Below are 19,302 nucleotides of genomic sequence, written 5' to 3' on the forward strand. Positions count from 1 at the left end.
CCTCGTAAGAAAATGATCATGTACCGCGTGTCTCGCCTGGGTCTTAATACTTTGAAAAATTATCTGTTCCTGGAGACAATCGCACAGGACTGTTTTCTAATATATTCCGAGTTGTCTACTTTGGCTGTGTCGTCTGCGCTTCCAGCGGGGGTGCGGGTGTTCTTATAGAAAACATTCGGATTCGAATACAGAGCAGCGCGCTGGCAGTCTCGAATATTATTGGCTTTGCATTCCCTCTTAGTTGCCATCACCGTATAGGTCTTTTCTTCAAGACTTAGATGCCCAAAATTAGAGGAAGTGTTATTGCCATTAGGTACCTGCTCATCAAATCGTGTATGTCGCGTACCAAGGTTATGCCCAATTTCATGCGCAAGAGAGTAATAATTTGCCGCACAGCCTACCTGAACAACTGAAAAACCATCCTTCGCATTTGGAAGTCGACCATCAAATTTCGGCGACGCCCCACAATAGTCACCACTGGAAACCAATAGACTTACGAGATCGGCCTTTACCGCATCGCGTAATGCACTCGCTTTGGTTCCAAAATGAGCTGGGTCTTGAAGTTTACCTAGATCATCCTCTAGTACCCCGCTTTCTTGAAAGTCGTCCCGTGGGACTAACATCGTGTCCGCGATTTGGACTTCTGCGTTAATGTAACTGTGTTTAAAGGCGTCATTCGTTACTCCTATGGCCCTGTTAACTACTCCAGTGATATTTCCAAGTTGGTGATTCTGCAAAAAATCTTTAGTATCTTGGGTGTAGAGGATTAGTACATCAATAATGCATTGTCCCGAGTCTTGCTCCTCATGAACCAGGCCACGACGTTCACGCCGGTCATCGTCGGGAAACCGATCTGAGTCCCACTCGTAGATGCGAGTTAGGCCGCTCTCTAGAGTGACGATTTCATAAATTAGCCCCTCACTCGTGATCGTGGCTGTAATTTGCTGGCTCACTGTATCTACGATGAAAATGGCATCGCCAACTACCTTGCCCTCGAGGGCTACAGGGCCCGACCAACGATAGGTGTTCACAAACGTATCTGTTTTTCCTTTGACACGCGTGTATGTGTTTGGTGAGAATTGTAGCGTGACATCGGGAAACAGCCTCAGGGGGATCGGGTGTAATGGGGTGTTGATGATGCGGGGAGCTAACCTTTTCCAGTCCAGTTTACCCTCACGAAAACGACTTCCTGCTATGACCTTGTTATAGAATTTTTGACCGTTCCCGGGTGGAACATAATTGGTTTGACCTTCGCGAGGCATAGTGTCAATGGCAGAGTTATCACCTGTGCTTTTCTCATCAAATAAGTCTAGTATCGGAGTATCAGGATAACCACTGCCTGTGAGCAACGGGACTAAACTCAGCAGAAAGACGGCGCAAACGCGCACACCATCTTGGTAGCTGGGTAGCTTCATTTAGTCATCTCCTTAGTCCAGCGGACCAATTATCCGAATCTCCCCCATATCCACTCTGAGAGGTGGGGATGGTAGTAGCGCTAAAGTGTAATTACAAGAGGTCTAGAAGGTCCTAATATTTTCGTATTGAGTTTTCCAAAAACTAGCCACTAAGGCCTAATTCTATACGGCATATGCAGTTGAACTAAGCACTACCGATTTCAGCAGATAGGGCGCGATCCCTTTTCTGCGCGGTGTATATTCCTGTTGCGTATTCTGAACAATAACCCTTATGAGGCAGTGGCTTTCCCCTTCATTGCCTCAGACGCTAAAGCTCAGCCAATCATTTCCACTGTATCCTGTATCCCCAGTTACAATGGTCCGTGCATCTAAGCTCAGCCCTCTCGTAAAGTCCGTTCAGCTCTGACTTGATCGAATCGACAGGCAATCTCGAAGTTGTGCTCATCGGGATATGCCTTGGCCATCTCATCACCGATACGATCACGCTCGCTGTGGCACTCCTGGGATGTCGGATATGTCTGGAGCAAGGTCACTGTGTTTATTCCGGGTACTGTGTTCATGAGAACGATCACCAACATCCACATGGTGTCTCCTTTCGGTAGACACGCTGGTTCCGTTCAAGGAACCCTGCCACTTGCCGATCTGCTTTTGGTCTGATCGGCCCTATAGTCTGCTCGCACTAGCAAAGGGCGAGCCATGCATGCGACTTCAAATTCTCGCGTGCACAAAAATTCGCGCGAGGGCTTGACTGTCACGCTGCTGCCGCATTTGTCGATGACAAGATTCCTATTTTGTATTTTATGGAAAGGGAATAGTAGTGAACCCAAACAGATTCAACCTGAATCCAATTTGATTCACCGCACGCTGTCGACTATGACTGGAACGGTGGTGAGGGACTTATGAGATGGTCTGCTTGACCACGTAGCAGGACAATGAATACATGCTTACCTCTGGAGCCGAAAGGCGTCAAAGGTTTTCATTGCCTCGTTAGAGGCGGGGGCTTGAGACGGTGTAAAGCGGCGCGCCAGTCAATGGCACCGTGGAGGTGTTCATTCAACTGTGCAAGGACGGTCCGACCAGGGAGCATTTAGGACCTCAGATACCCACGGTACCGTTGCTCTCTCCCGTCCTTGAGAGTCGAGCTCGTCAACGGCTGGCGAGCTGCAACATTCCGTAGAGCGTTCCGAAGATAGCAACCAGTATGTACACTTCCATAAAAGACATCATGATGAGCACCCCTTTCTTGTGTTTACCAGCGCTATTAGTACACCCCCAAGATGAAACCTCCATGATGAAACCGTGAAGAGTTCTTCATAAATGTCTGTTTTTCCATTGTTTCTTCCTCCAACGTCCATCTCATACCCGTGAAACTTGCGGAAAAACGAGGCGAATGTTGCAGCGGCGACAATACCTTTGCAGAGATTCAGGAAGTGCTCGGGCACAAGTCCTTCAACATGGCGTTACGCTATGCGCATATGAGCAGATGCATCTGCGAACGGCATTGGAGTCGCTCGACGGCCTGACACCGGATGTTGCATTGCTTGACCGAATGGCACATAAAATGGCACAAAATGCTACATCCACCAGTGATTGAGTCCTCTCATGTGCGCCCGTAGCTCAGTTGGATAGAGCATCAGCCTTCTAAGCTGAGGGTCGCTGGTTCGATTCCAGCCGGGCGCACCACTTTTCGCGTACTTACAAACCACCGTTCACTATGGGAACCGTCTGGGAACCGCGTGGCGAGACGGCTATAGCCTTCTCCGTGGATAAAGGGGCCATAGGCTCGCCCACGAACCTTCCGAACAATCAGTGATAAAGATTGAAAAGGTTGGTTGCGGGGAGGCGATTCGGTCACGATTTAACCCCACGGTGACCATCGCCTTGACGGCGTGAATTCCCCCCGCTAAGCATGACGAAATCGACCCGTGCTTTCCCGTTCTATTTCCGCTTTCCCCCGCATATACCCCTACGCTATCCCTGCGGTTTCTCGCGCCTATTTCTTCCAGATTGGATACGATAGTTCTGCCACAGTTTAGCCACGACACGAGCACTATGGTATGGTGTAGCCACTGGTTTGGTCGTGCTATTTCAAAGGTCAGAAGATGGTTGGATATATCACGTTTTTCGTGTTGCTTCTAATTGCCGCTGGAGTAAATGCGGCCGAACGTATGAATGGTCTTGTGGAGGTTCCCGCCCTCCATGCAAACCTTAATGCAGGTGGCCCCGACACGCCGAGGGGGCCGGTAGTGTTGTTCACGGAGCCGTCTCTCCAGGCGCCAGTGGCGGTTGTGGTTCGAGACCGGAAGCATCTTGAGTCTAGGGAGCACGGCTATGGGCAGGTTTCAGCAGTGGTCTACGATATCAAGTATCATCTCGATGTACCGTGGTACAAGTTGCGATATTCTGATGGGAAGAACGAGATGTTCGCATGGCTCAATCAAGCCAATGCTGGACAGTTTCGGATGTACTATGACCTTGTTGCTAAGTCCCTGACTCATTTCACCGACGCCTGGGACAAGCGTGTCTATCAACTTCCTGAGGCGTCTGCTCCGTTCACACGCTATGACCAGTTCGGAAGGTATAAGAGTGTAGCGGTGGCAGGTGCACGGTATGGAAAAGACCTGAAAGATCTGTGGTTGCTGGTCGTCATAGTGGATGGCAGCATCTGTCATGGTCCGGATGGCCCTGATGGGAACACCATTCTTGCGACTGGCTGGGTTCCGGCCTACGCCGAGAACGGCTCTGAGACGGTGTGGTATTCCTCAAGGGGTTGCTGAGGGGCGCTTCGTTCACGACTTAACCCTACCGTGCCTATCGCCTTGACGGCGTGAATTACCGATCCAGTGCGGGATCTTTCTGTCCCTCCAGAATCTGTGTTGTTACATCGGAGACCGATTGGCGGATGCTGTCTTTCTCGCCTTCCGAAAGGCCATCCGTGAGGAACAAGGCCTCGGAGACGAATGTTGCGGGCGTGATTCGATCACGAATCTGGTACCCAGGAGGGCTGTAGCCCTTCCTGTGCACAAGGGGTCCGTCGTTTCCTTGCTCCTAAACGAAGGCCTCACGCCCTGGGAGGTGCAGAGCTACATCGGGCATCGCTCTCTGGTCATGACCTGCAATACCTATGGGCACCGGTACCCAGGCTCGAGCCGGGTCGAAGAAGCTTTAGTGAAGTTTCTACCGGAGTAACTGTTCCTTGTAGCCTAGAAATACCCTCAATACAACGGATCTGGTCAAACATACCCCGCAAGATCCGTCTAGGCATCGACCGCGAAAGGCCAGGCTTCAAAAACCCTTCTTTGCCAGTGATATAGCGTTATTGATTTTCTTAGGTTTTTATCTCATCCTCTGCGCTGTTTTTGGCGTTCATTCAAACGTGCACTGATTAGACAAGGGAGGGGTGAATGAGTCTAAAAATAGGTACATGGCGCTGTAACATTAATGGCGTTGAATGCGACCTTAATATTGGAAGCGTCAATGGCGAAGGCGTTATGACCGGCGAACTGAAAAGATTCATACCAGAAGGAACTATTACAGTAGAAGGAATCTGGGACGAAACGTCTCGCAAGCTTTCGTTCACTATTCCGCCAAAACCAGGACCCATAGCGGACCAATACGCGCCAGCGATATTTGAAGCCGTCGTATTTAGTACGCCCCGCAATCCAGCACCTGGTGTCGATGTTATATGGACAATGAGTGGATTCCTTAATGCTGCTGGCCTAGGGTTTGTATTTTCTCAGGGGGGCAATGCGAGGCGAACCACCTTTGGTTGGTTTGCCAGCATCACAGAGGTTGCGTAATCCTCTTGATCCAAGCGAACTGAATATATTCGCCCGACGGGGGACCCAGGCGCGTCAGACGCCTGAGCGATGATGAATTAAAGCGAATAATGTTTACAGTAGAGTGCAACTCTGCATGGTGCGCGGGTGGTGCGTCGAGGGGGTAGGATCAGGGTCGTTTTGCCGCATTCTGCCCACCAAAGGGCTTGAACTCATTGAGGGGCACAACCCCGGAGCGAACTTCTAAGCTGAGGGTCGCTGGTTCGATTCCAGCCGGGCGCACCATGCCTTGCTTGGCGTGTACCGCCGCCTCTTTAGAGTTTTCTGGAATTAATTGGCGGCGGATAGACCCCTTGAGTGTCCCTCCTGTTTCTTCGAGAATTCTTACTCGTGCCGCGCGCTCGTCATCGAACTGTCATAGCGGCGAATACATTCTGATTCTTAGCGTTACCAACAATCGAAGGGCCTACGTGATCGCGAATAATCGGGCTGAGGGGAATGCACCGGTAACGATTCAGGCATTGATGAACGGCTTTCAACCTGATTTTGGCGCGGTATTATGACGTGGGCTCCCGTGAATCGATCAGTCGCTGTGCCTGTTTCAACGCGGCAGCTTGTGCCTCTTCGCGGGATTTAAAGCTGCCTTCAGGTCGTCCTCTGTTACATCTCCATCGTGTTGACTCGAACTCAAAGATGACATAGCGACAACTCCAAGTTCCATCCGCATGCTGATCAGGAGTCCTCAGTTCGACCCAGCGCTTATTGTTGTCGGGCATTGAGGTCTCCACCAGGCTCTCGCCATCCATGACCATGAGCATTCCTGACGCTCAGCTTCATAAGCAAGCCACAGGCCACGGCTGATCCCCGCGAATGCTGTGAATGCTGAGTATCGCGGGTTTCCTCCAGAGGAAAGTCCCATGAGGTGAATCACAGTTGATACATAGAGAATCTAAATGAATTCAGGCTGCTTTTCGGGAAGAGCAGGGGATAGTCCTGAATCTCCAGCATTTGTGAGTCTGAGTCCTCGTGGCCGTCAGTGGTCTGCAACTTGCTGATGGAAATGCATACGCATCTTGGACCGTCCAACCCGTAAGGTTCCAATCATCGGGACGCCGAACGCTGACGACAGTTTACACACGCAATCATGGGATCACCCATTTGCAAACTATTCGAATGTCCTAGAAGAGAGCCAGGAAGGAGGGACCTATCATGAGAGTCAAGCGTCCACTTGTTCAGCAGTTGTTGGCGGGGATTACACTCTTTTTCGTGCTCGGTGCTCTCTCGATGATCTGGCCCGCCATCATGACGCTCTTCCTTGGTGTACTCCTGCTTCTCCAATCGTGCAGCGCCGAACCGACAATGACGGCGCTGTTGTGGACCGAAGTCGGTAATTAGCCAATCTTTGTCGGCTCTTTTCGACGCCCAGGTCTCCCCGCGATGCTCTCGCGAGAAGCAAGAACACCGGCATTGTCTGCCGAAACATTCGCCAGGAAGGGAGGGTTTTCTGATACTCGTGAGAACTCTCCGGCGGGGATAAACCCCTCCAGCGTGCGCTGTATCGTCGTCATGCCTCAAAGCGCCCGCCAGTCGTTCGGGTAAGCGCAGAAGCGGGTTGCATTCCCTAATAAATTCCATGACAAGCGGGTTCCCCCAGTAGACATTCAACAGTGTCGTCCCCTATAGTTTTAGGCGCAATCTCAACCTTCCAAGGATCCGATCGCGTATGCGCCAGTTCCTTCGCCTCCGTGTCGTGATCGGTATTCTGGCTGGTCTTCTTGTTCTCTACGCGCTGGTTGGGTTTTTCCTGCTTCCCTATCTCATCAAAGCGTATGGTATTCCCGCTGCCGCCGAGGGGATCAAGCATCCCGTCGTCCTACGTGACGCGGCGTTCAACCCATTCACGCTGTCTCTGCAGCTCAATGGATTAGAAGTGCGGGATTTAGATCAGACGCCGCTCTTGGGGTTTGAAGAATTGTTCGTCGATCTCGATGTGAGCACGCTGTTCTTTCAGAAGATCTCGTTCGACGAAATTCGCCTGTCGATGCCCTTTGTGGCGGCCAGGGTGAATTCTGAGGGGAAGCTGAATCTGATGTCGTTGGCTTCCCCGGCCGATGACACGGGGTCGAAACCGACTCCGACGACAAGCGAGCCTAAGCGGATGATGCCAGTGGAGATCGATCTGCTGGACATTGACCGGGGGATCTTGGAATACCGAGATGAATCCAAGCCGAAGCCGGTCATCATCGATGTCGTGCCGATCCAGATCGTGCTACGGAACTTCAGCACCATTCCGTCGCAGGGAAGCGAAAACGCCCATGCCTTTAGGGCGGAGATCGGGAAGGACGAAGTGGTGACGTGGGAGGGAACGATCTTTCTGGAACCGGTGGAGTCCGACGGCAAGATCAGTTTATCCGGGGTCAAACTGAAGACCCTCTATCAAGCTGTGCGCGACCAGTTTCAGTTCGATATTCCGCAGGGCGTTCTTGGTCTGTCGGCGTCCTATCATTTCGATCTCCGAGGTCAGGGGCCTGAGGCGATCGTGAACAACGGAAAAGTGTCGTTGCGGAATCTGGCAATCGTGGAACGGGGTGAGATCGAACCGGTGGTGAATATCCCGGCCTTTGATGTGGAGGGGATTCACTTGGATTTACAAAAACAGACGATCGATATCACCAAGGTCCAGTCGATGAATGCCCGGTTCGATGCGTGGCGGGAATCGGATGGTGTGCTCAACTATCAACCGCTGTTTACACCGGTCGGCGGTGGAGAAGCAGTGGAGAAATCCTCGCGTGGGAACGTCAAGGAAGCGAAGCCGGCAAAGCCCTGGTCCATCACTGTCGACGAGGTCGCCATCAAGAACTATGGCGCGTCGTTCGAAGACCGGACGCTTGAGCGCCCCGGCCATGTGAATGTAGATGCGATGAACGTCACGGTAAAGGATGTACAGATTCCGTTCCGGAAACCGCTGCCGATCGATGTGTCGCTGAAATTGAATGAGACCGGATCTATCAACGTGAAAGGGAAGGTGGAGGTGGAACCGCTGGTTGCCGATGTGGACCTCAAACTGGAACACATCGACATCCATCCCTTTCAACCGTATCTCGATCAGTTCCTCAAGGCCGACGTCGTGGAGGGCGCGATTGATCTCAATGGAACGGCGCACTTTGCCAAGGAGCATGTGAACGAGCCCTTGCTGCGGTTTCAGGGAAACCTGGCGGTGAATCGGTTGGCGCTCGTGGATCGGAAAGACTTTGAAAACGTGGTGACGTGGAAAGCGTTGAACGTGAATCAGATCGCGCTGGGTGTTGAGCCGACGGCAGTGAAGATCGCAGAAATCATCTGGCAAGAACCGTCCCTCCAGATGATGATCGATGCCGAAGGGCAACTCAACCTCTCGCGTCTCGCCGCATCGCCTCCCCCCGGCGATCAGGCAGCGGATCAAAAGGGACCCAAGGCCGAGAAGTCTCCAGCCAAATCGGCGGAGCCCGTCCCTGTGACGATCGACCAGGTCAAGTTGGTGAAGTTGGCTGCGACGTATCAGGACCTGTCAATTGAGCCAAAGGTACGGACCAGTCTCACGGATTTCGGTGGCACCATCAAAGGATTGTCGTCGAAGCAACTAAAAAAAGCCGATGTCAACCTGGCCGGCAAAGTCGGACGCGCGGCCCCGCTCAAAATCGCGGGGAAGATCAACCCATTGAGTGAAGACGCCTTCACCGATCTGATCATCACACTCGGCGGGATGGATTTGACACCGAGCAGTCCCTACACCGGCAAGTACGTAGGATATGGCTTGTCGAGAGGTAAGCTGTCGCTCGATTTGAGGTACAAAGTCTCGCAGAAAGTGCTGGAAGCGGAGAACCTTGTGCATGTCGACCAATTGACGTTTGGCGAGAAGACGAATAGCCCGGATGCGACCTCGCTCCCCGTTCCGCTGATTGTGGCGCTCTTGAAGGATCGCAAGGGCATGATTGAAATCGACATGCCCATTCGAGGCAATCTCAAGGATCCGGATTTTAAGTACGGCAAGGTGGTCATCTCGACGTTGCTCAATCTGCTGGGGAAAGTCGTCGCGTCGCCCTTTGCCTTGATGGGAAAACTCGTGCCGGGTGGCGGGGGCGAGGAGGATTTGCAATTTATCGAGTTTCAGCCCGGGAGCGCTTCGCTGGCCAACGGCGAGATAGCAAAACTAGACGCATTGGAGAAGGCGTTGGATGAGCGAACTGGGCTCAGGCTGGATATCACGGGAACGTTTGATGCGACGCTTGACGGCGCGGCGCTTCGGACGATGAAACTGCGGGAACAACTCTTCGCGCTACGTGGTGGAGCGAAATCCAATCAGGAGGAACTTTCGCCACAAGAGGAACAAGGGCTGGTGGAAAAACTCTTTGCCAAACTGCCCGTGCAACCCACAGACCCAACCGCAGATGGGTCAACTCAGCCGACGGTGGAAGAGATGAAGCGGAAATTGGCGGCAGCCGTTCAAATTTCCAATAGTGAGCTGGAAACGCTGGCACGCCAACGCGCTGAGGCGGTACGCGATCGGCTCCTGGAGGATGAAAAGCTCACGGAGGAGCGAATCGGCCTCCTTGATCCGGCCGGTGCCGAGTCCGGACATGAAAAGGTTCGAACTCAGTTGTCGCTGTCTGCCGGCTCATGAGAGCGGCCTCTGTCAGGTAGGTTCTTTCTAGAAATGTAGTGGAATGACGTCCGGCGAGTAGAGGTCGTGATTTTGTTACTTGACGTTGTACCGCATCCGTGTCCCGTGCAGGAGTGACAGCTCAATTTCTGAAGCGCTGAGCTCCCGAGGAAAGAGCACCCCTGAAATCTTACAGGCGTTGATACTGGCGCCGTCCATAATCGCCTTGCTTAAGTCGACCCCTCGGAGGTCGGATTGTCGAAAGTAGCAGTCGCTGAAATCGAGCCCGTCCGCATCGAGGCCCCGGAGGTCGAGACCACGCAGATCACACCCCCGTAGATCGCATGTATCCCCCGAGGCCTTCTTCACGTTGAACTCCTTGATGCAGCCTTCACGCAGCATCAAATACATCGGATCATTCGAAATATGCAGATTCGTACGTGTTGGGACTGTCTTATCCATATCCTGCTCCGCCGAAAGCCTCATGAGCCATATCGGCATGAGGACACAAAACTTGAGGTGGTCAGTGCTGTTCGTCCAGTGTGAATCAGAGCGTCCGGTGTTCGACGCGTGGCGCTCTCCCTCTTGCACTCGCCTGTTGCAAAACAGTATGGTACTGATTCAGCGTATTTTACGTAGACTACATTACGACACAAGGAGGTTTGTCATGGCAGTACGATTGGGAGACGAGGCGCCGAACTTTACGGCGGAGACGACAGAGGGAACCATTAATTTTCATGAATGGCTTGGGAACGGCTGGGGAATCTTGTTTTCACACCCCAAGGACTATACACCCGTCTGCACGACAGAGTTGGGGACGATGGCCAAGATCACCCCGGAGTTCAAGAAGCGGGGAGTGAAGGTTATCGCGGTCAGCGTTGATCCGATGGATTCTCATAAGGGTTGGATCAACGACATCAACGAAACCCAAAAGACGACGGTGAATTATCCCATCATCGCCGATCCGGATAAGAAGGTGGCGACGCTGTACGACATGATCCATCCCAACGCCCTCGACAATATGACCGTGCGATCGGTCTTTATGATCGGTCCAGATAAGAAGGTGAAGCTGACATTGACCTATCCGGCGTCCTGCGGCCGGAACTTCGATGAGCTGTTGAGGGTGATTGACTCCCTGCAACTGACATCGAAGTTCAAAGTCGCGACCCCGGCGAACTGGAAGGAGGGCGAAGATTGCATCATCACTCCAGCGGTGAGTGACGCCGAAGCGAAAGATCTCTTCCCTAAGGGATTCAAGACCGTGAAGCCCTATTTACGGTATACGCCGCAGCCTAACCGGTAAGTTTTGCCGATCATTTTGAATGTAGACGAGCGGGGAAGTGCCCTTCCCCGCTCGTTTCTTTTTCCCCGGTATTAAGGTCTTCCCTGCGAGCATCTCCGTTGCGACTTTATGCCATGCGTTCCATCGGCAAATTATTAAATTATAATACCCACGTAAATATCATGAATTGATCAATAAACGAAAAGGATTCTGCCCCCAGAGAATCCGTGATAGTCTCGCCGGTATCACTTCCCCATCCCCGATGATCCCCGTGCCTAACGGGAGAGTTGTTTGATAAACAGCGGCCGACAGCATCCTTCGTCATCCGAACTAGGGGAAGCCCGATCAAGATCTAGGGGAAAGCTGGGTCTGTATTAGGGAAAAGCCTGGGTTCAAGCCTGGTTAGGAGGGTTCTGTGAGAAAAAAATCTTGCTATGTTTTGACGACTTAGGCATACTTACCGCCGACTTTCTGAGTTCATCTGTCGTGGGCAACTGGTACATATTACTCACAAGGGAGGGCATCAGTATGAAGGGACATTTTAAAAGGCGGTGGTCAAGGTTTGCAGTTGCTGGCGCCGTTATGGCCCTGGTAGCTGGAATGGGATCCACGCTGCCCAGTGCCTATGCTGGTGGCACAATCAAAGCCGATGATGATAAGTGGATTTCCGTTGGTATGGGTATCCGCACCAGCTTCAACGGCATAGAGGGCGCTGCAGGGGGCGCTTACAGCAACGACTTCAAAGTGGACAATGCTCGTATCTACATCAACGGGCAGATCCACAAGTACGTCAAGTTTACGTTCAACACGGAATGTTTCAACTGTAACGTCGGTGGTGGCGCCAGTCAGTTTGGCGGTAACTCCAACATTGGGCTGCTCGACGCGATCGGAAAATTCGAGTTCAACGAGTTGATCAACCTCTGGGTCGGACGTACCTTGGTACCGAGCGAGCGCGGTGAGTTGAACGGTCCTTACTACCATGCGACCTATGATGGCTTCCGGACACCATTTTTCCCGTCTGATTTCAGCGGCAACTTCCCAAGCGGTCCTAATGGAGGTACTGGTGGACAGGCCGGTCTCTATGGTCGTGACAACGGCGCGGTCTTCTTCGGAAAGGTCCATCCATTTGGCACCCACCTGTTGTACGTCGCATCCGTATTCACAGGGAACCGTGGTGGTCCAAATCCAACTGGCAGCTTGTTGTACGCCGGTCGTCTGCAGTGGAACCTGTTGAACGATGAAGACAACCCCGGCTACTACACGAGCGGTACCTACTATGGGACGGCTGGAGACATCCTCGCGATTTCAGGAAACGTGGTGCACCAGAAGGATGGCGCTGGTAATCCTGTGGCCAATGCTGTTTCCGATTTTACCGGTCTCTCCGTCGATCTGTTGTTTGAAAAACTGTTGCCGAACAACCTCGGTGTGTTCACATTCAACGGTGAGTTTAAGCGCTTCTTCGCAAATTACGGCACTCAGGCTTTCGAACCAGGCAATGGCGCCTTTGGAAACTGCTTTTGTATATTCAACGGCCACTCCTGGTCGGTGTATGGCTTGTACTTGATCCCGCATCAGGTTGGTATCGGACGGTTCCAACCCTATGTTCGGTTTACCAGTATTGACCCACGCTACTCTAACACGCGGCAGGAATGGGAAACCGGGGTCAACTATATCATTGCCGGCCACAATGCCCGCATTTCTGCCTACTACCGGTATGGGGATTTCAACGGGAGCGCAGGAGGGTTCTCATTCATGGCTCCTGGTCAAGCCGTGCAAAAAGTCGATTCGTTCCATGTGGCCTTGCAGTTGCAGTACTAAGCACGTCGCGTGAACTAGAAAGTCTGTTCCTCAAATGAGAGCCGGAACCCACATCGTGGGTTCCGGCTTTTCTTTTTTATCCTTCCGCTAAAGTGTTGTTTCCTGCTGGAAGGAGCACGTGGCGGTCTCAGCCGACTAAAAGGTGAAGTGAGGAAACTAGACAAGCACTAGGCCGGCAGCGCGGACCTTTCTCCACGAAGGGGTGGTCAGAAAGGTGTTGAACTCCGATGACATCCCTGGAAACAGACTGGAGGCCTCCCGTATGTGCGGATAGGCCGGAGATGGACGTTGTGGCGTGGCCTCTCTGGTCAGTTGCTCCAGCCATTGGGCTTGCGCTTCCGGTAAGATGAGTACCTGATCTGTTTGAGATCCGGGGAGAATGACCCGTGATTTTTTACCGGTCGATGCACAGATCACCGGTTCACCCAGCCACACGAATCGGCGTTCTGCAGATGAACTGTCTTCGGCTCTCCGGGTCTTGAGCAGACGGTTCAGCCACGTGGACGGCACATGGGGGCGGGGAACGTCGCAATCGAACCATTGGCGGACATCGAGATCGAGTCCCCGCCGCTCGAGATAGTTCAAGAGTGATCGCCGTAGGCCTTCGCCGAGCCAAACCGGGGCTTCTCCACGACGATCGTCATGCAGAAGATCATTCTCGGCAAAGCCCTGAAACTCAGGTCCTAGAATACGGAGGCCATGCCCGGAAGGATTCAGACCGACCGGGCTATGGGCCGTGACGGTAAAGCGGTGCCAAAAGGCGGATTGCAGGAGATCGGCGGCCACAAGTTGACGAACACGTTCGAGCGAATCGACCGTCTCCTGAATCGTTTCCGATGGGCACCCATACATGAGGTACGCATGGATCAGGATCCCGGCCTCTTTGAATCCTGCGGCAACCAACGCGGTCTGATCAACGGTGATACCTTTTTTCATTTTGTCCAATAAACGGTCTGAAGCAGCTTCAAGCCCCGCTGTCACGGCGATACAGCCGGAGGCAGAGAGGAGACGGCAAAGGTCCGGTGAAAAGGCGGTCTCGAAGCGGATATTGCCCCACCAGGTGATGTCGATACGCCGCTCCAGGAGTGCGAGCGCCAGCGACTTCAAGGCAGCGGGCGGTGCCGCCTCATCAACGAAGTGAAATCCCCTCCGACCCGTCTCTGCGATGAGCTGTTCAATCTGCTGAATGAGGCGATCAGTCGGCGTCATCTCGTAGCGGCTGATGTAGTTGAGCCCTACGTCGCAGAAGGTGCATTGTTTCCAGTAGCACCCGTGTGCCACGGTCAATTTATTCCAGTGGCCCTCCGACCAGAGACGATGCATCGGGTTGGTACTGTCGAGAACGGTCAGGTAGCGATCCAGTGCCAGGCCGCGATAGGTCGGACAGCCGATGTCGTTCATCGTGAAGTCGGTTGATGAAGGGTCGTCGGCATAGACCACACGGTCCGCTTCGCGATACATCGTGCGGCACAGAGATCGGCGTGGGCGTCGGCCGGAGAGGTGTTCGATCAACGAGAGGATCGGCCGTTCACCGTTGTCGAGCGTGATGAAATCGACGTAATCAAACACTCGAAGGTCAGCCACACGGCGCAATTCTGTGTTCACGTACCCGCCGCCGATGGCTACCGGCAGATCGGGATAGTGTTGCTTGATCGTTTTTGCGATAAGGAATGCGCCATACAGATTGCCGGGGAATGGTACGGAAAGACCGATCAGCGATGGACGGACCCGCTCGAAATGTTTCCAGAACGACATCAACATCCATTCATCAATCACAGTTGGCGGCTCAGCTAAGGCCGCGGCGATTTGATCAAAGGAGGAGGCGGAGCGTCCGATGTGTTCGGCATATCGGCTTAAGGCAAAATGTGGGGTGATGGTGGCTTGGACCAAATCAGCCAGGTCTTCAAGAAAGAATGTGGCCCATTGTTTAGCCCTATCAACCACGGATACGGATCGAGGGAATGTCTTACGACCCCGAAATCTTGGCCCCTGAGGTAGCACGCCAGGCTGAATCAAGTGCGAGGCGGCATCTGGCGTGTCTCCCTGCAGGAAGGCGATGACGGGTCCGACCATTGCGATGTAGCTGTGCTCCGCTTTCATCATGGCGAGCGCTTCCTTGGGAAGAGAGCCGTCGTAGTCGCGCAGTTGCCTGAAGATACATCGTAGGCCGTCAGGGCTGAACAGGCGTAGTACCATTTCAATGCCCAAGTCAGCTTGGTCGACCTGGATTCTGCGAGACTCAAGAAACCCTGTCAGATAGGCGGTGGATGGGTAGGGGGTATTGAGCTGAGTCAACGGCGGAATCAGCAACAAAACACGAGGGGAAGTCATGACTCGACATAGCATACAGAGAGACTCGAATGCTATGTCCGGCGCGGAGAGCCGGTTGTCAGCGATGTGCTCGTTTCAGTGTCGAGATCGATGTGCGCACATGGTGTGCTGGTCAGTTGCTCCTACTTTCTTAGGTCTAGGATACTGCCGAGCAAGGCATCTCCCGTCTTGAGAGTATGCAGGTTGGCTTCGAAACTGCGTTGCGCCAAGATTTGTTGCACCGTTTCTTCGCCAAGATCGACATTCGAAAGCTCGACCATGGCCGGGCTGCTGCCTGTGTCTCGAAGGACGGTTGGGCCTGCGGAATGATCTTTCTCAACTACCGGAAGGACGCCGCCGGTAGGTACCTCGACAAACTCCGTCTTCGATCTCTTGAAGCCGTCAGTGTTGACGTTCGCAACATTGTGTGCCACGACTTCGATCTGTTTACCAAAGGCCGTCAGGCCTGAGAGTGCGGTATGGATCGCGGAAATCATTCGGCACCTCCGATCGGTTGGGACTGTAATTCAGAGGAAGGTACCGGGTGAATGGGAGGGAGGTCCAGACTGGTCAGGTCGTCGATTGTGTGGCAGCTAGGCTGACCCTGGAACATGTTCCGTCCCTGTTAAGGTCCCTCGGCTTTGCGTCCCACCCTCTCGGGTGGTTTGCCTTTTTCACCCTGTCGAACACTGTATCGGCTGTTCTGCCTGATACTTGAGCGAACGACTAGTTGAAGTGTAGCAGAAGCCGGTGTGTGGGAACTGCGAACGACCGCCACCAACCAGCAGGATCGAACACATAGGACGCAGGCAGACTGCTCACCTCAATCGAGGATGGCGAGTTCCTCCCGAACACTTATAATGTGACACCCCTAGGCTTCTGGCTCAGATAATGAGTATAGGGGTATGCCAGGCCGCGACCAAACCTGTAACACTGACGGTCCTCGGGACAAATCTCCAAGCACTGTTGCGAAACACCGAGTGATCATCGCATCGGGCGCCCCTTGTGAATGTCAGAGTAGACTCCGGCGAGCCACTTCTGTAAAGTGGCGCCATGCTTTCTTCCGACAAATTTGTCCTCTATAGTGATTTCAACTGTCCTTTTTGCTATGCCCAGCATGAGCGGCTGCATCAAATGGATTTGCTGCGTCGCTGTGAATGGCGCGGAGTGCAACATGCACCGCATCTGCCGAAATCGATGAAACCTTGGCAAGGGTCGTGGGAGGCTGAACTGCGGCATGAAGTGGCGGTAGTACAACGACTGGCTCCCGGTCTTCCTATCGCATTGCCGAGCGGTAAACCGAATACTCAGGCCGCGATCGAACAAGCGATCTCGTTGTTAGGACAGGATGTTGCGCGCGGAATGGATTTTGTTCAACGGGCATACCGCGCTTTCTGGTGTGAAGGACAAGACATTTCCGATCCAAAGATCCTGGAGCAGTTGGCGGGAGAGCATTTCACTGAAGACGTTGACGGGCACAGTCGCAGTACCGCCCAGAAATGGGAGACGGCATGGCACGCAACAGGCCAGACCGGTGTTCCATTGATCGTTGCTCCGGATGGAGATTTCCTGGTCGGCTATGTATCGGCAGATCAGGTACGGTCCTTCTTTTCGGGATAGGCCAAGCCGCAATCAACAAAACCGCTCCCCACACGCCAGCTACTTAAGCGCGTTGTGTCATTGCGCTTGCTTGGTAATGCCTAAACCAGTGCTGCGGCTAGCGCAGCCCTTCACGGTCGAGAAACGTCAATTCGGCCACTGCAGATTTATCTAACTCACCTTTCCCCAATTCAATCAAGCGACGGTATTGGCTCAGTGTTGCATGGGCGACCGGCAGAGAGAGTCCGGCACGGTGAGCCAGGTCGAGCGCGATGGTCGAATCTTTTGCGGCATGGGCGGCGGAGAAATAACATTCGTGCGCGCGTTGCTGCATATCTTCTCCGTCGGTTTCCAGCACACGGGAGGCCGCGCCCGTTTGGCCGAAGACTTCGCGCAGTAGCGTGAGGTCGATTCCAAGCGCCGCTCCCAGTCCCAACCCTTCCGCCAGCGCGGCCGTATTACTGTTCATCACCATGTTTACGAGTGCTTTCACTTTTGCCGCCTCGCCGGCCTGGCCGATATATCGCACAGTGGTTCCGAGCGCTTCCAGGATGACCTTCGCATTGGCAAAGACCTCGGGGTTGCCGCCGCACATCAGGTACAGTGTGCCTTGTCGAGCTTGGGTGATGCTCCCCGCCATGCACGCTTCCAGGCATGTCCCACCCTGTGCCGTGACCAGCCGTTCAATATCTCGGTGAACGCCTGGGGAAAGGGTCGCGCAGTTGATGAAGAGCCGGTCTCGGGCTTTCCCAAGAAGGCTGGCTTCGTTGTGCTCAGAGAAGATTGAACGCATTGCCGCATCGTCGGAGATGACTGTGATAATGACGGTGGAACTGCCGGCTACCTCAGCCGGAGTCTGCGCAGCATGGATCTTGAGCTCAGCGGCTAGTGACAATGCAACCGCTGGTTGTAGGTCGTAGACCGAGGTCAGACGGAAATCACGTTCGTGAAGTCGGCGCGCCATGTTGGCGCCCATGCGGCCTATTCCGACGAACCCGATGCCGGCTGCTCTGTTCGCCATGAGAAAGGTTCCTTTCCGGGGGAGCGTGATCGGCGAGCGCGATTGCTAGAGCTGACGATCTTCTACCGATTCAGGACGAAGTTTGCTCCATCGAAGATTGGTTTTCCCATCAGTCGTCGTAAAGCCACGGTCATGGAGGGCAACGATGCTGACCCGTTGTTGCTGTTTTTGGACGGGGTGGAGTTGTGGGATGCCGTCTTTGGTCTGTACGGTTCCACGGAGCGTATCCACGATCAGCAGGCTCGTGGCCGCAGAGGGTTTGATCGCCCACACGAACGTGGCGGATCCGCCCGCATAGGTGCCGGTTCCTTCCCACGCGCCGACCAAGTCCGGATCGACCGTTTTGAGTTGGAATACCGGCACGCTGGTCGCTTCTCGCCGCAGTTTCCACAGTTCAGCCGGAATGTGCGGCGGGTCTTGATCGATCGAAAGCCTCGTCCAGGTCGCCTGGACGCTGCCGGTGCTGGCAAAGGAGTTCGGGGAATTCTTGCGGTATGTCCCTTTCCATCCAAGACCCTTGAAGGTGTTCGCTCGTTCGAGAGACCACAGCCCTGCTTCGGCATTCAAGACACCCTCAAATTGCATCATCGAAGAGAGCGACCACTCCAGGTTCGGCTGGATGATGAGCAGCAGGTCATGTTGAGTCGTACCCTGTGTCACACGAGCGTGCCACGTTCCTATCAGGCTCCCGGAATTCAGAGCCGCTGCTTTCTGGGGCCCGACCTGGGTCCCGGAGGGAGCAGGATGTGTTTGCGTGAGCGCGACAGGAGCTGTGAGAGGGACGGGTTCGGCCTTTATTCCGTGATCGGTCGGGGGGGCGGTGGGAGTGGGTGGGAGCGTCGCAGTCAACGTCGCTCCATAGCGAGTTGCGACGGTCCGGCTCAACACAGTGGCAGATTCACCGAGATGATTCTGTTTGGTCGAGGCGACGATCACTGTCACCAGCGCATCCTTATGCATAAAAGTCAGGCGGGACAAGGTAGGAGAGGAGTCGATTCTCACCGCCCCGTCACCCAAGCCGGGTATCAGGAGGCTGTCGCGACGTAAGCGCTCTTTGTTGAACCAAGTCCGCCGGTCCTTGCCGGAGGCTTCATCAAGCTGAATGGTGACGGCATTGCCTTCGTGGCGTTGAGCTTGGAAGAGACAGGTCATCGGTTCGGTGGAAATTCCCTCCCGAACCGGTTCTCCGAGGGCTCGTTCCGCATCTGCGACCGTCATCAAGGAACAGGGGTCTGTCTTCGACGCGAACAGACTGCCCGTCTCACCACACGAAAGAAGGAATGGAAGGAGGAGAAGAAGAGATGTAGGCGGTAGTGCTCGGCGGAACATGACAATGTTAACTCGATGATCCGTGGTCTCGAATTGTACCGCGAATCAGCCGGGGAGTGCCAGCGGCGATTGACGGGAGGCCGGTCGCTTACGCTGGTGTGCAGGAAGGC

At 53.9% G+C, this 19,302-nt stretch carries 16 protein-coding genes, 1 tRNA gene and 1 riboswitch; of the genes, 8 read left to right on the plus strand and 9 right to left on the minus strand.

The features are described from left to right. Positions 1-59: 59 nt before the first annotated feature. Both H8K03_19620 and H8K03_19625 read right to left on the minus strand, forming a co-directional pair. A complete protein-coding gene (locus H8K03_19620) occupies positions 60-1,415 on the minus strand; it encodes a hypothetical protein (protein ID UVT19961.1) in 1,356 nt (451 codons plus the stop codon). 374 nt (positions 1,416-1,789) lie between these two features. Beyond that, positions 1,790-1,999 carry a hypothetical protein gene (locus H8K03_19625; GenBank protein UVT19962.1) on the minus strand — a complete coding sequence of 70 codons (210 nt, stop codon included), beginning with the start codon at positions 1,997-1,999 and terminating at the stop codon, positions 1,790-1,792. Positions 2,000-3,021: 1,022 nt separating this feature from the next. Here H8K03_19625 and H8K03_19630 point away from each other — a divergent pair. Beyond that, a tRNA-Arg gene (locus H8K03_19630) sits at positions 3,022-3,098 on the plus strand. 419 nt (positions 3,099-3,517) lie between these two features. Beyond that, complete coding sequence (locus H8K03_19635) at positions 3,518-4,192, plus strand: hypothetical protein (protein ID UVT19963.1); 675 nt, start codon at positions 3,518-3,520, stop codon at positions 4,190-4,192. A 55-nt stretch (positions 4,193-4,247) separates the two neighbouring features. On the opposite strand, the gene H8K03_19640 is transcribed toward H8K03_19635, so the two are convergent. After that, positions 4,248-4,439: a hypothetical protein gene (locus H8K03_19640; protein ID UVT19964.1), complete on the minus strand. Its 192-nt coding sequence runs from the start codon at positions 4,437-4,439 to the stop codon at positions 4,248-4,250. Between the two features lie 380 nt (positions 4,440-4,819). On the opposite strand from H8K03_19640, the gene H8K03_19645 reads away from it, so the two are divergent. Next, positions 4,820-5,215 carry a hypothetical protein gene (locus H8K03_19645; protein ID UVT19965.1) on the plus strand — a complete coding sequence of 132 codons (396 nt, stop codon included), beginning with the start codon at positions 4,820-4,822 and terminating at the stop codon, positions 5,213-5,215. Positions 5,216-5,751: 536 nt separating this feature from the next. Here H8K03_19645 and H8K03_19650 read toward each other — a convergent pair. After that, on the minus strand, positions 5,752-5,970 hold the full coding sequence (locus H8K03_19650; GenBank protein ID UVT19966.1) for a hypothetical protein: 219 nt from the start codon (positions 5,968-5,970) through the stop codon (positions 5,752-5,754). Positions 5,971-6,403: 433 nt separating this feature from the next. Between H8K03_19650 and H8K03_19655 the strand changes: the two genes are divergently transcribed. After that, the gene (locus tag H8K03_19655) at positions 6,404-6,589 is read left to right on the plus strand and encodes a hypothetical protein (GenBank protein UVT19967.1); all 186 of its coding nucleotides are present in this window, start codon (positions 6,404-6,406) and stop codon (positions 6,587-6,589) included. Positions 6,590-6,917: 328 nt separating this feature from the next. After that, positions 6,918-9,854, plus strand: coding sequence for a DUF748 domain-containing protein (locus H8K03_19660; GenBank protein UVT19968.1), 2,937 nt, complete (start codon positions 6,918-6,920; stop codon positions 9,852-9,854). Positions 9,855-9,929: 75 nt separating this feature from the next. Here the strand turns inward: H8K03_19660 and H8K03_19665 are convergent, their stop codons facing one another. After that, a complete protein-coding gene (locus H8K03_19665; GenBank protein ID UVT22551.1) occupies positions 9,930-10,244 on the minus strand; it encodes a pentapeptide repeat-containing protein in 315 nt (104 codons plus the stop codon). 256 nt (positions 10,245-10,500) lie between these two features. Here H8K03_19665 and H8K03_19670 point away from each other — a divergent pair, with 256 nt between their 5' ends. Together H8K03_19670 and H8K03_19675 are read left to right on the plus strand one after the other, a co-directional pair. Continuing rightward, on the plus strand, positions 10,501-11,136 hold the full coding sequence (locus tag H8K03_19670; GenBank protein ID UVT19969.1) for a peroxiredoxin: 636 nt from the start codon (positions 10,501-10,503) through the stop codon (positions 11,134-11,136). A gap of 507 nt (positions 11,137-11,643) precedes the next feature. Further along, positions 11,644-12,933, plus strand: a complete 1,290-nt coding sequence (locus tag H8K03_19675; GenBank protein ID UVT19970.1) for a hypothetical protein — start codon at positions 11,644-11,646, stop codon at positions 12,931-12,933. Between the two features lie 156 nt (positions 12,934-13,089). Here the strand turns inward: H8K03_19675 and H8K03_19680 are convergent, their stop codons facing one another. Continuing rightward, positions 13,090-15,264: a radical SAM protein gene (locus H8K03_19680; protein ID UVT19971.1), complete on the minus strand. Its 2,175-nt coding sequence runs from the start codon at positions 15,262-15,264 to the stop codon at positions 13,090-13,092. 122 nt (positions 15,265-15,386) lie between these two features. After that, on the minus strand, positions 15,387-15,740 hold the full coding sequence (locus tag H8K03_19685) for a flagellar biosynthesis protein FlgC (protein UVT22552.1): 354 nt from the start codon (positions 15,738-15,740) through the stop codon (positions 15,387-15,389). Between the two features lie 88 nt (positions 15,741-15,828). Next, positions 15,829-15,923: riboswitch (cyclic di-GMP riboswitch) on the minus strand. Positions 15,924-16,296: 373 nt separating this feature from the next. Here H8K03_19685 and H8K03_19690 point away from each other — a divergent pair. Further along, on the plus strand, positions 16,297-16,863 hold the full coding sequence (locus H8K03_19690; GenBank protein UVT19972.1) for a DsbA family protein: 567 nt from the start codon (positions 16,297-16,299) through the stop codon (positions 16,861-16,863). A 97-nt stretch (positions 16,864-16,960) separates the two neighbouring features. Here H8K03_19690 and H8K03_19695 read toward each other — a convergent pair whose 3' ends face one another. Continuing rightward, entirely contained in the window at positions 16,961-17,863 is a 903-nt protein-coding gene (locus H8K03_19695; GenBank protein UVT19973.1) for an NAD(P)-dependent oxidoreductase, read from the minus strand. A gap of 45 nt (positions 17,864-17,908) precedes the next feature. Further along, positions 17,909-19,081, minus strand: coding sequence for a hypothetical protein (locus tag H8K03_19700; GenBank protein UVT19974.1), 1,173 nt, complete (start codon positions 19,079-19,081; stop codon positions 17,909-17,911). Positions 19,082-19,302 lie beyond the last annotated feature (221 nt).

This window comes from Nitrospira sp. (genome assembly GCA_024760545.1).
GTDB lineage: Bacteria > Nitrospirota > Nitrospiria > Nitrospirales > Nitrospiraceae > Nitrospira_D.

Excerpts from the sequence above, each read along its gene's own strand:
- H8K03_19620 (UVT19961.1), bottom strand. The coding sequence starts at position 1,415 with ATGAAGCTACCCAGCTACCAAGATGGTGTGCGCGTTTGCGCCGTCTTT.
- H8K03_19625 (UVT19962.1), bottom strand. The coding sequence starts at position 1,999 with ATGTGGATGTTGGTGATCGTTCTCATGAACACAGTACCCGGAATAAAC.
- H8K03_19635 (UVT19963.1), top strand. The coding sequence starts at position 3,518 with ATGGTTGGATATATCACGTTTTTCGTGTTGCTTCTAATTGCCGCTGGA.
- H8K03_19645 (UVT19965.1), top strand. The coding sequence starts at position 4,820 with ATGAGTCTAAAAATAGGTACATGGCGCTGTAACATTAATGGCGTTGAA.
- H8K03_19650 (UVT19966.1), bottom strand. The coding sequence starts at position 5,970 with ATGCCCGACAACAATAAGCGCTGGGTCGAACTGAGGACTCCTGATCAG.
- H8K03_19655 (UVT19967.1), top strand. The coding sequence starts at position 6,404 with ATGAGAGTCAAGCGTCCACTTGTTCAGCAGTTGTTGGCGGGGATTACA.
- H8K03_19660 (UVT19968.1), top strand. The coding sequence starts at position 6,918 with ATGCGCCAGTTCCTTCGCCTCCGTGTCGTGATCGGTATTCTGGCTGGT.
- H8K03_19665 (UVT22551.1), bottom strand. The coding sequence starts at position 10,244 with ATGTATTTGATGCTGCGTGAAGGCTGCATCAAGGAGTTCAACGTGAAG.
- H8K03_19670 (UVT19969.1), top strand. The coding sequence starts at position 10,501 with ATGGCAGTACGATTGGGAGACGAGGCGCCGAACTTTACGGCGGAGACG.
- H8K03_19675 (UVT19970.1), top strand. The coding sequence starts at position 11,644 with ATGAAGGGACATTTTAAAAGGCGGTGGTCAAGGTTTGCAGTTGCTGGC.
- H8K03_19680 (UVT19971.1), bottom strand. The coding sequence starts at position 15,264 with ATGACTTCCCCTCGTGTTTTGTTGCTGATTCCGCCGTTGACTCAGCTC.
- H8K03_19685 (UVT22552.1), bottom strand. The coding sequence starts at position 15,740 with ATGATTTCCGCGATCCATACCGCACTCTCAGGCCTGACGGCCTTTGGT.
- H8K03_19690 (UVT19972.1), top strand. The coding sequence starts at position 16,297 with ATGCTTTCTTCCGACAAATTTGTCCTCTATAGTGATTTCAACTGTCCT.
- H8K03_19695 (UVT19973.1), bottom strand. The coding sequence starts at position 17,863 with ATGGCGAACAGAGCAGCCGGCATCGGGTTCGTCGGAATAGGCCGCATG.
- H8K03_19700 (UVT19974.1), bottom strand. The coding sequence starts at position 19,081 with ATGACGGTCGCAGATGCGGAACGAGCCCTCGGAGAACCGGTTCGGGAG.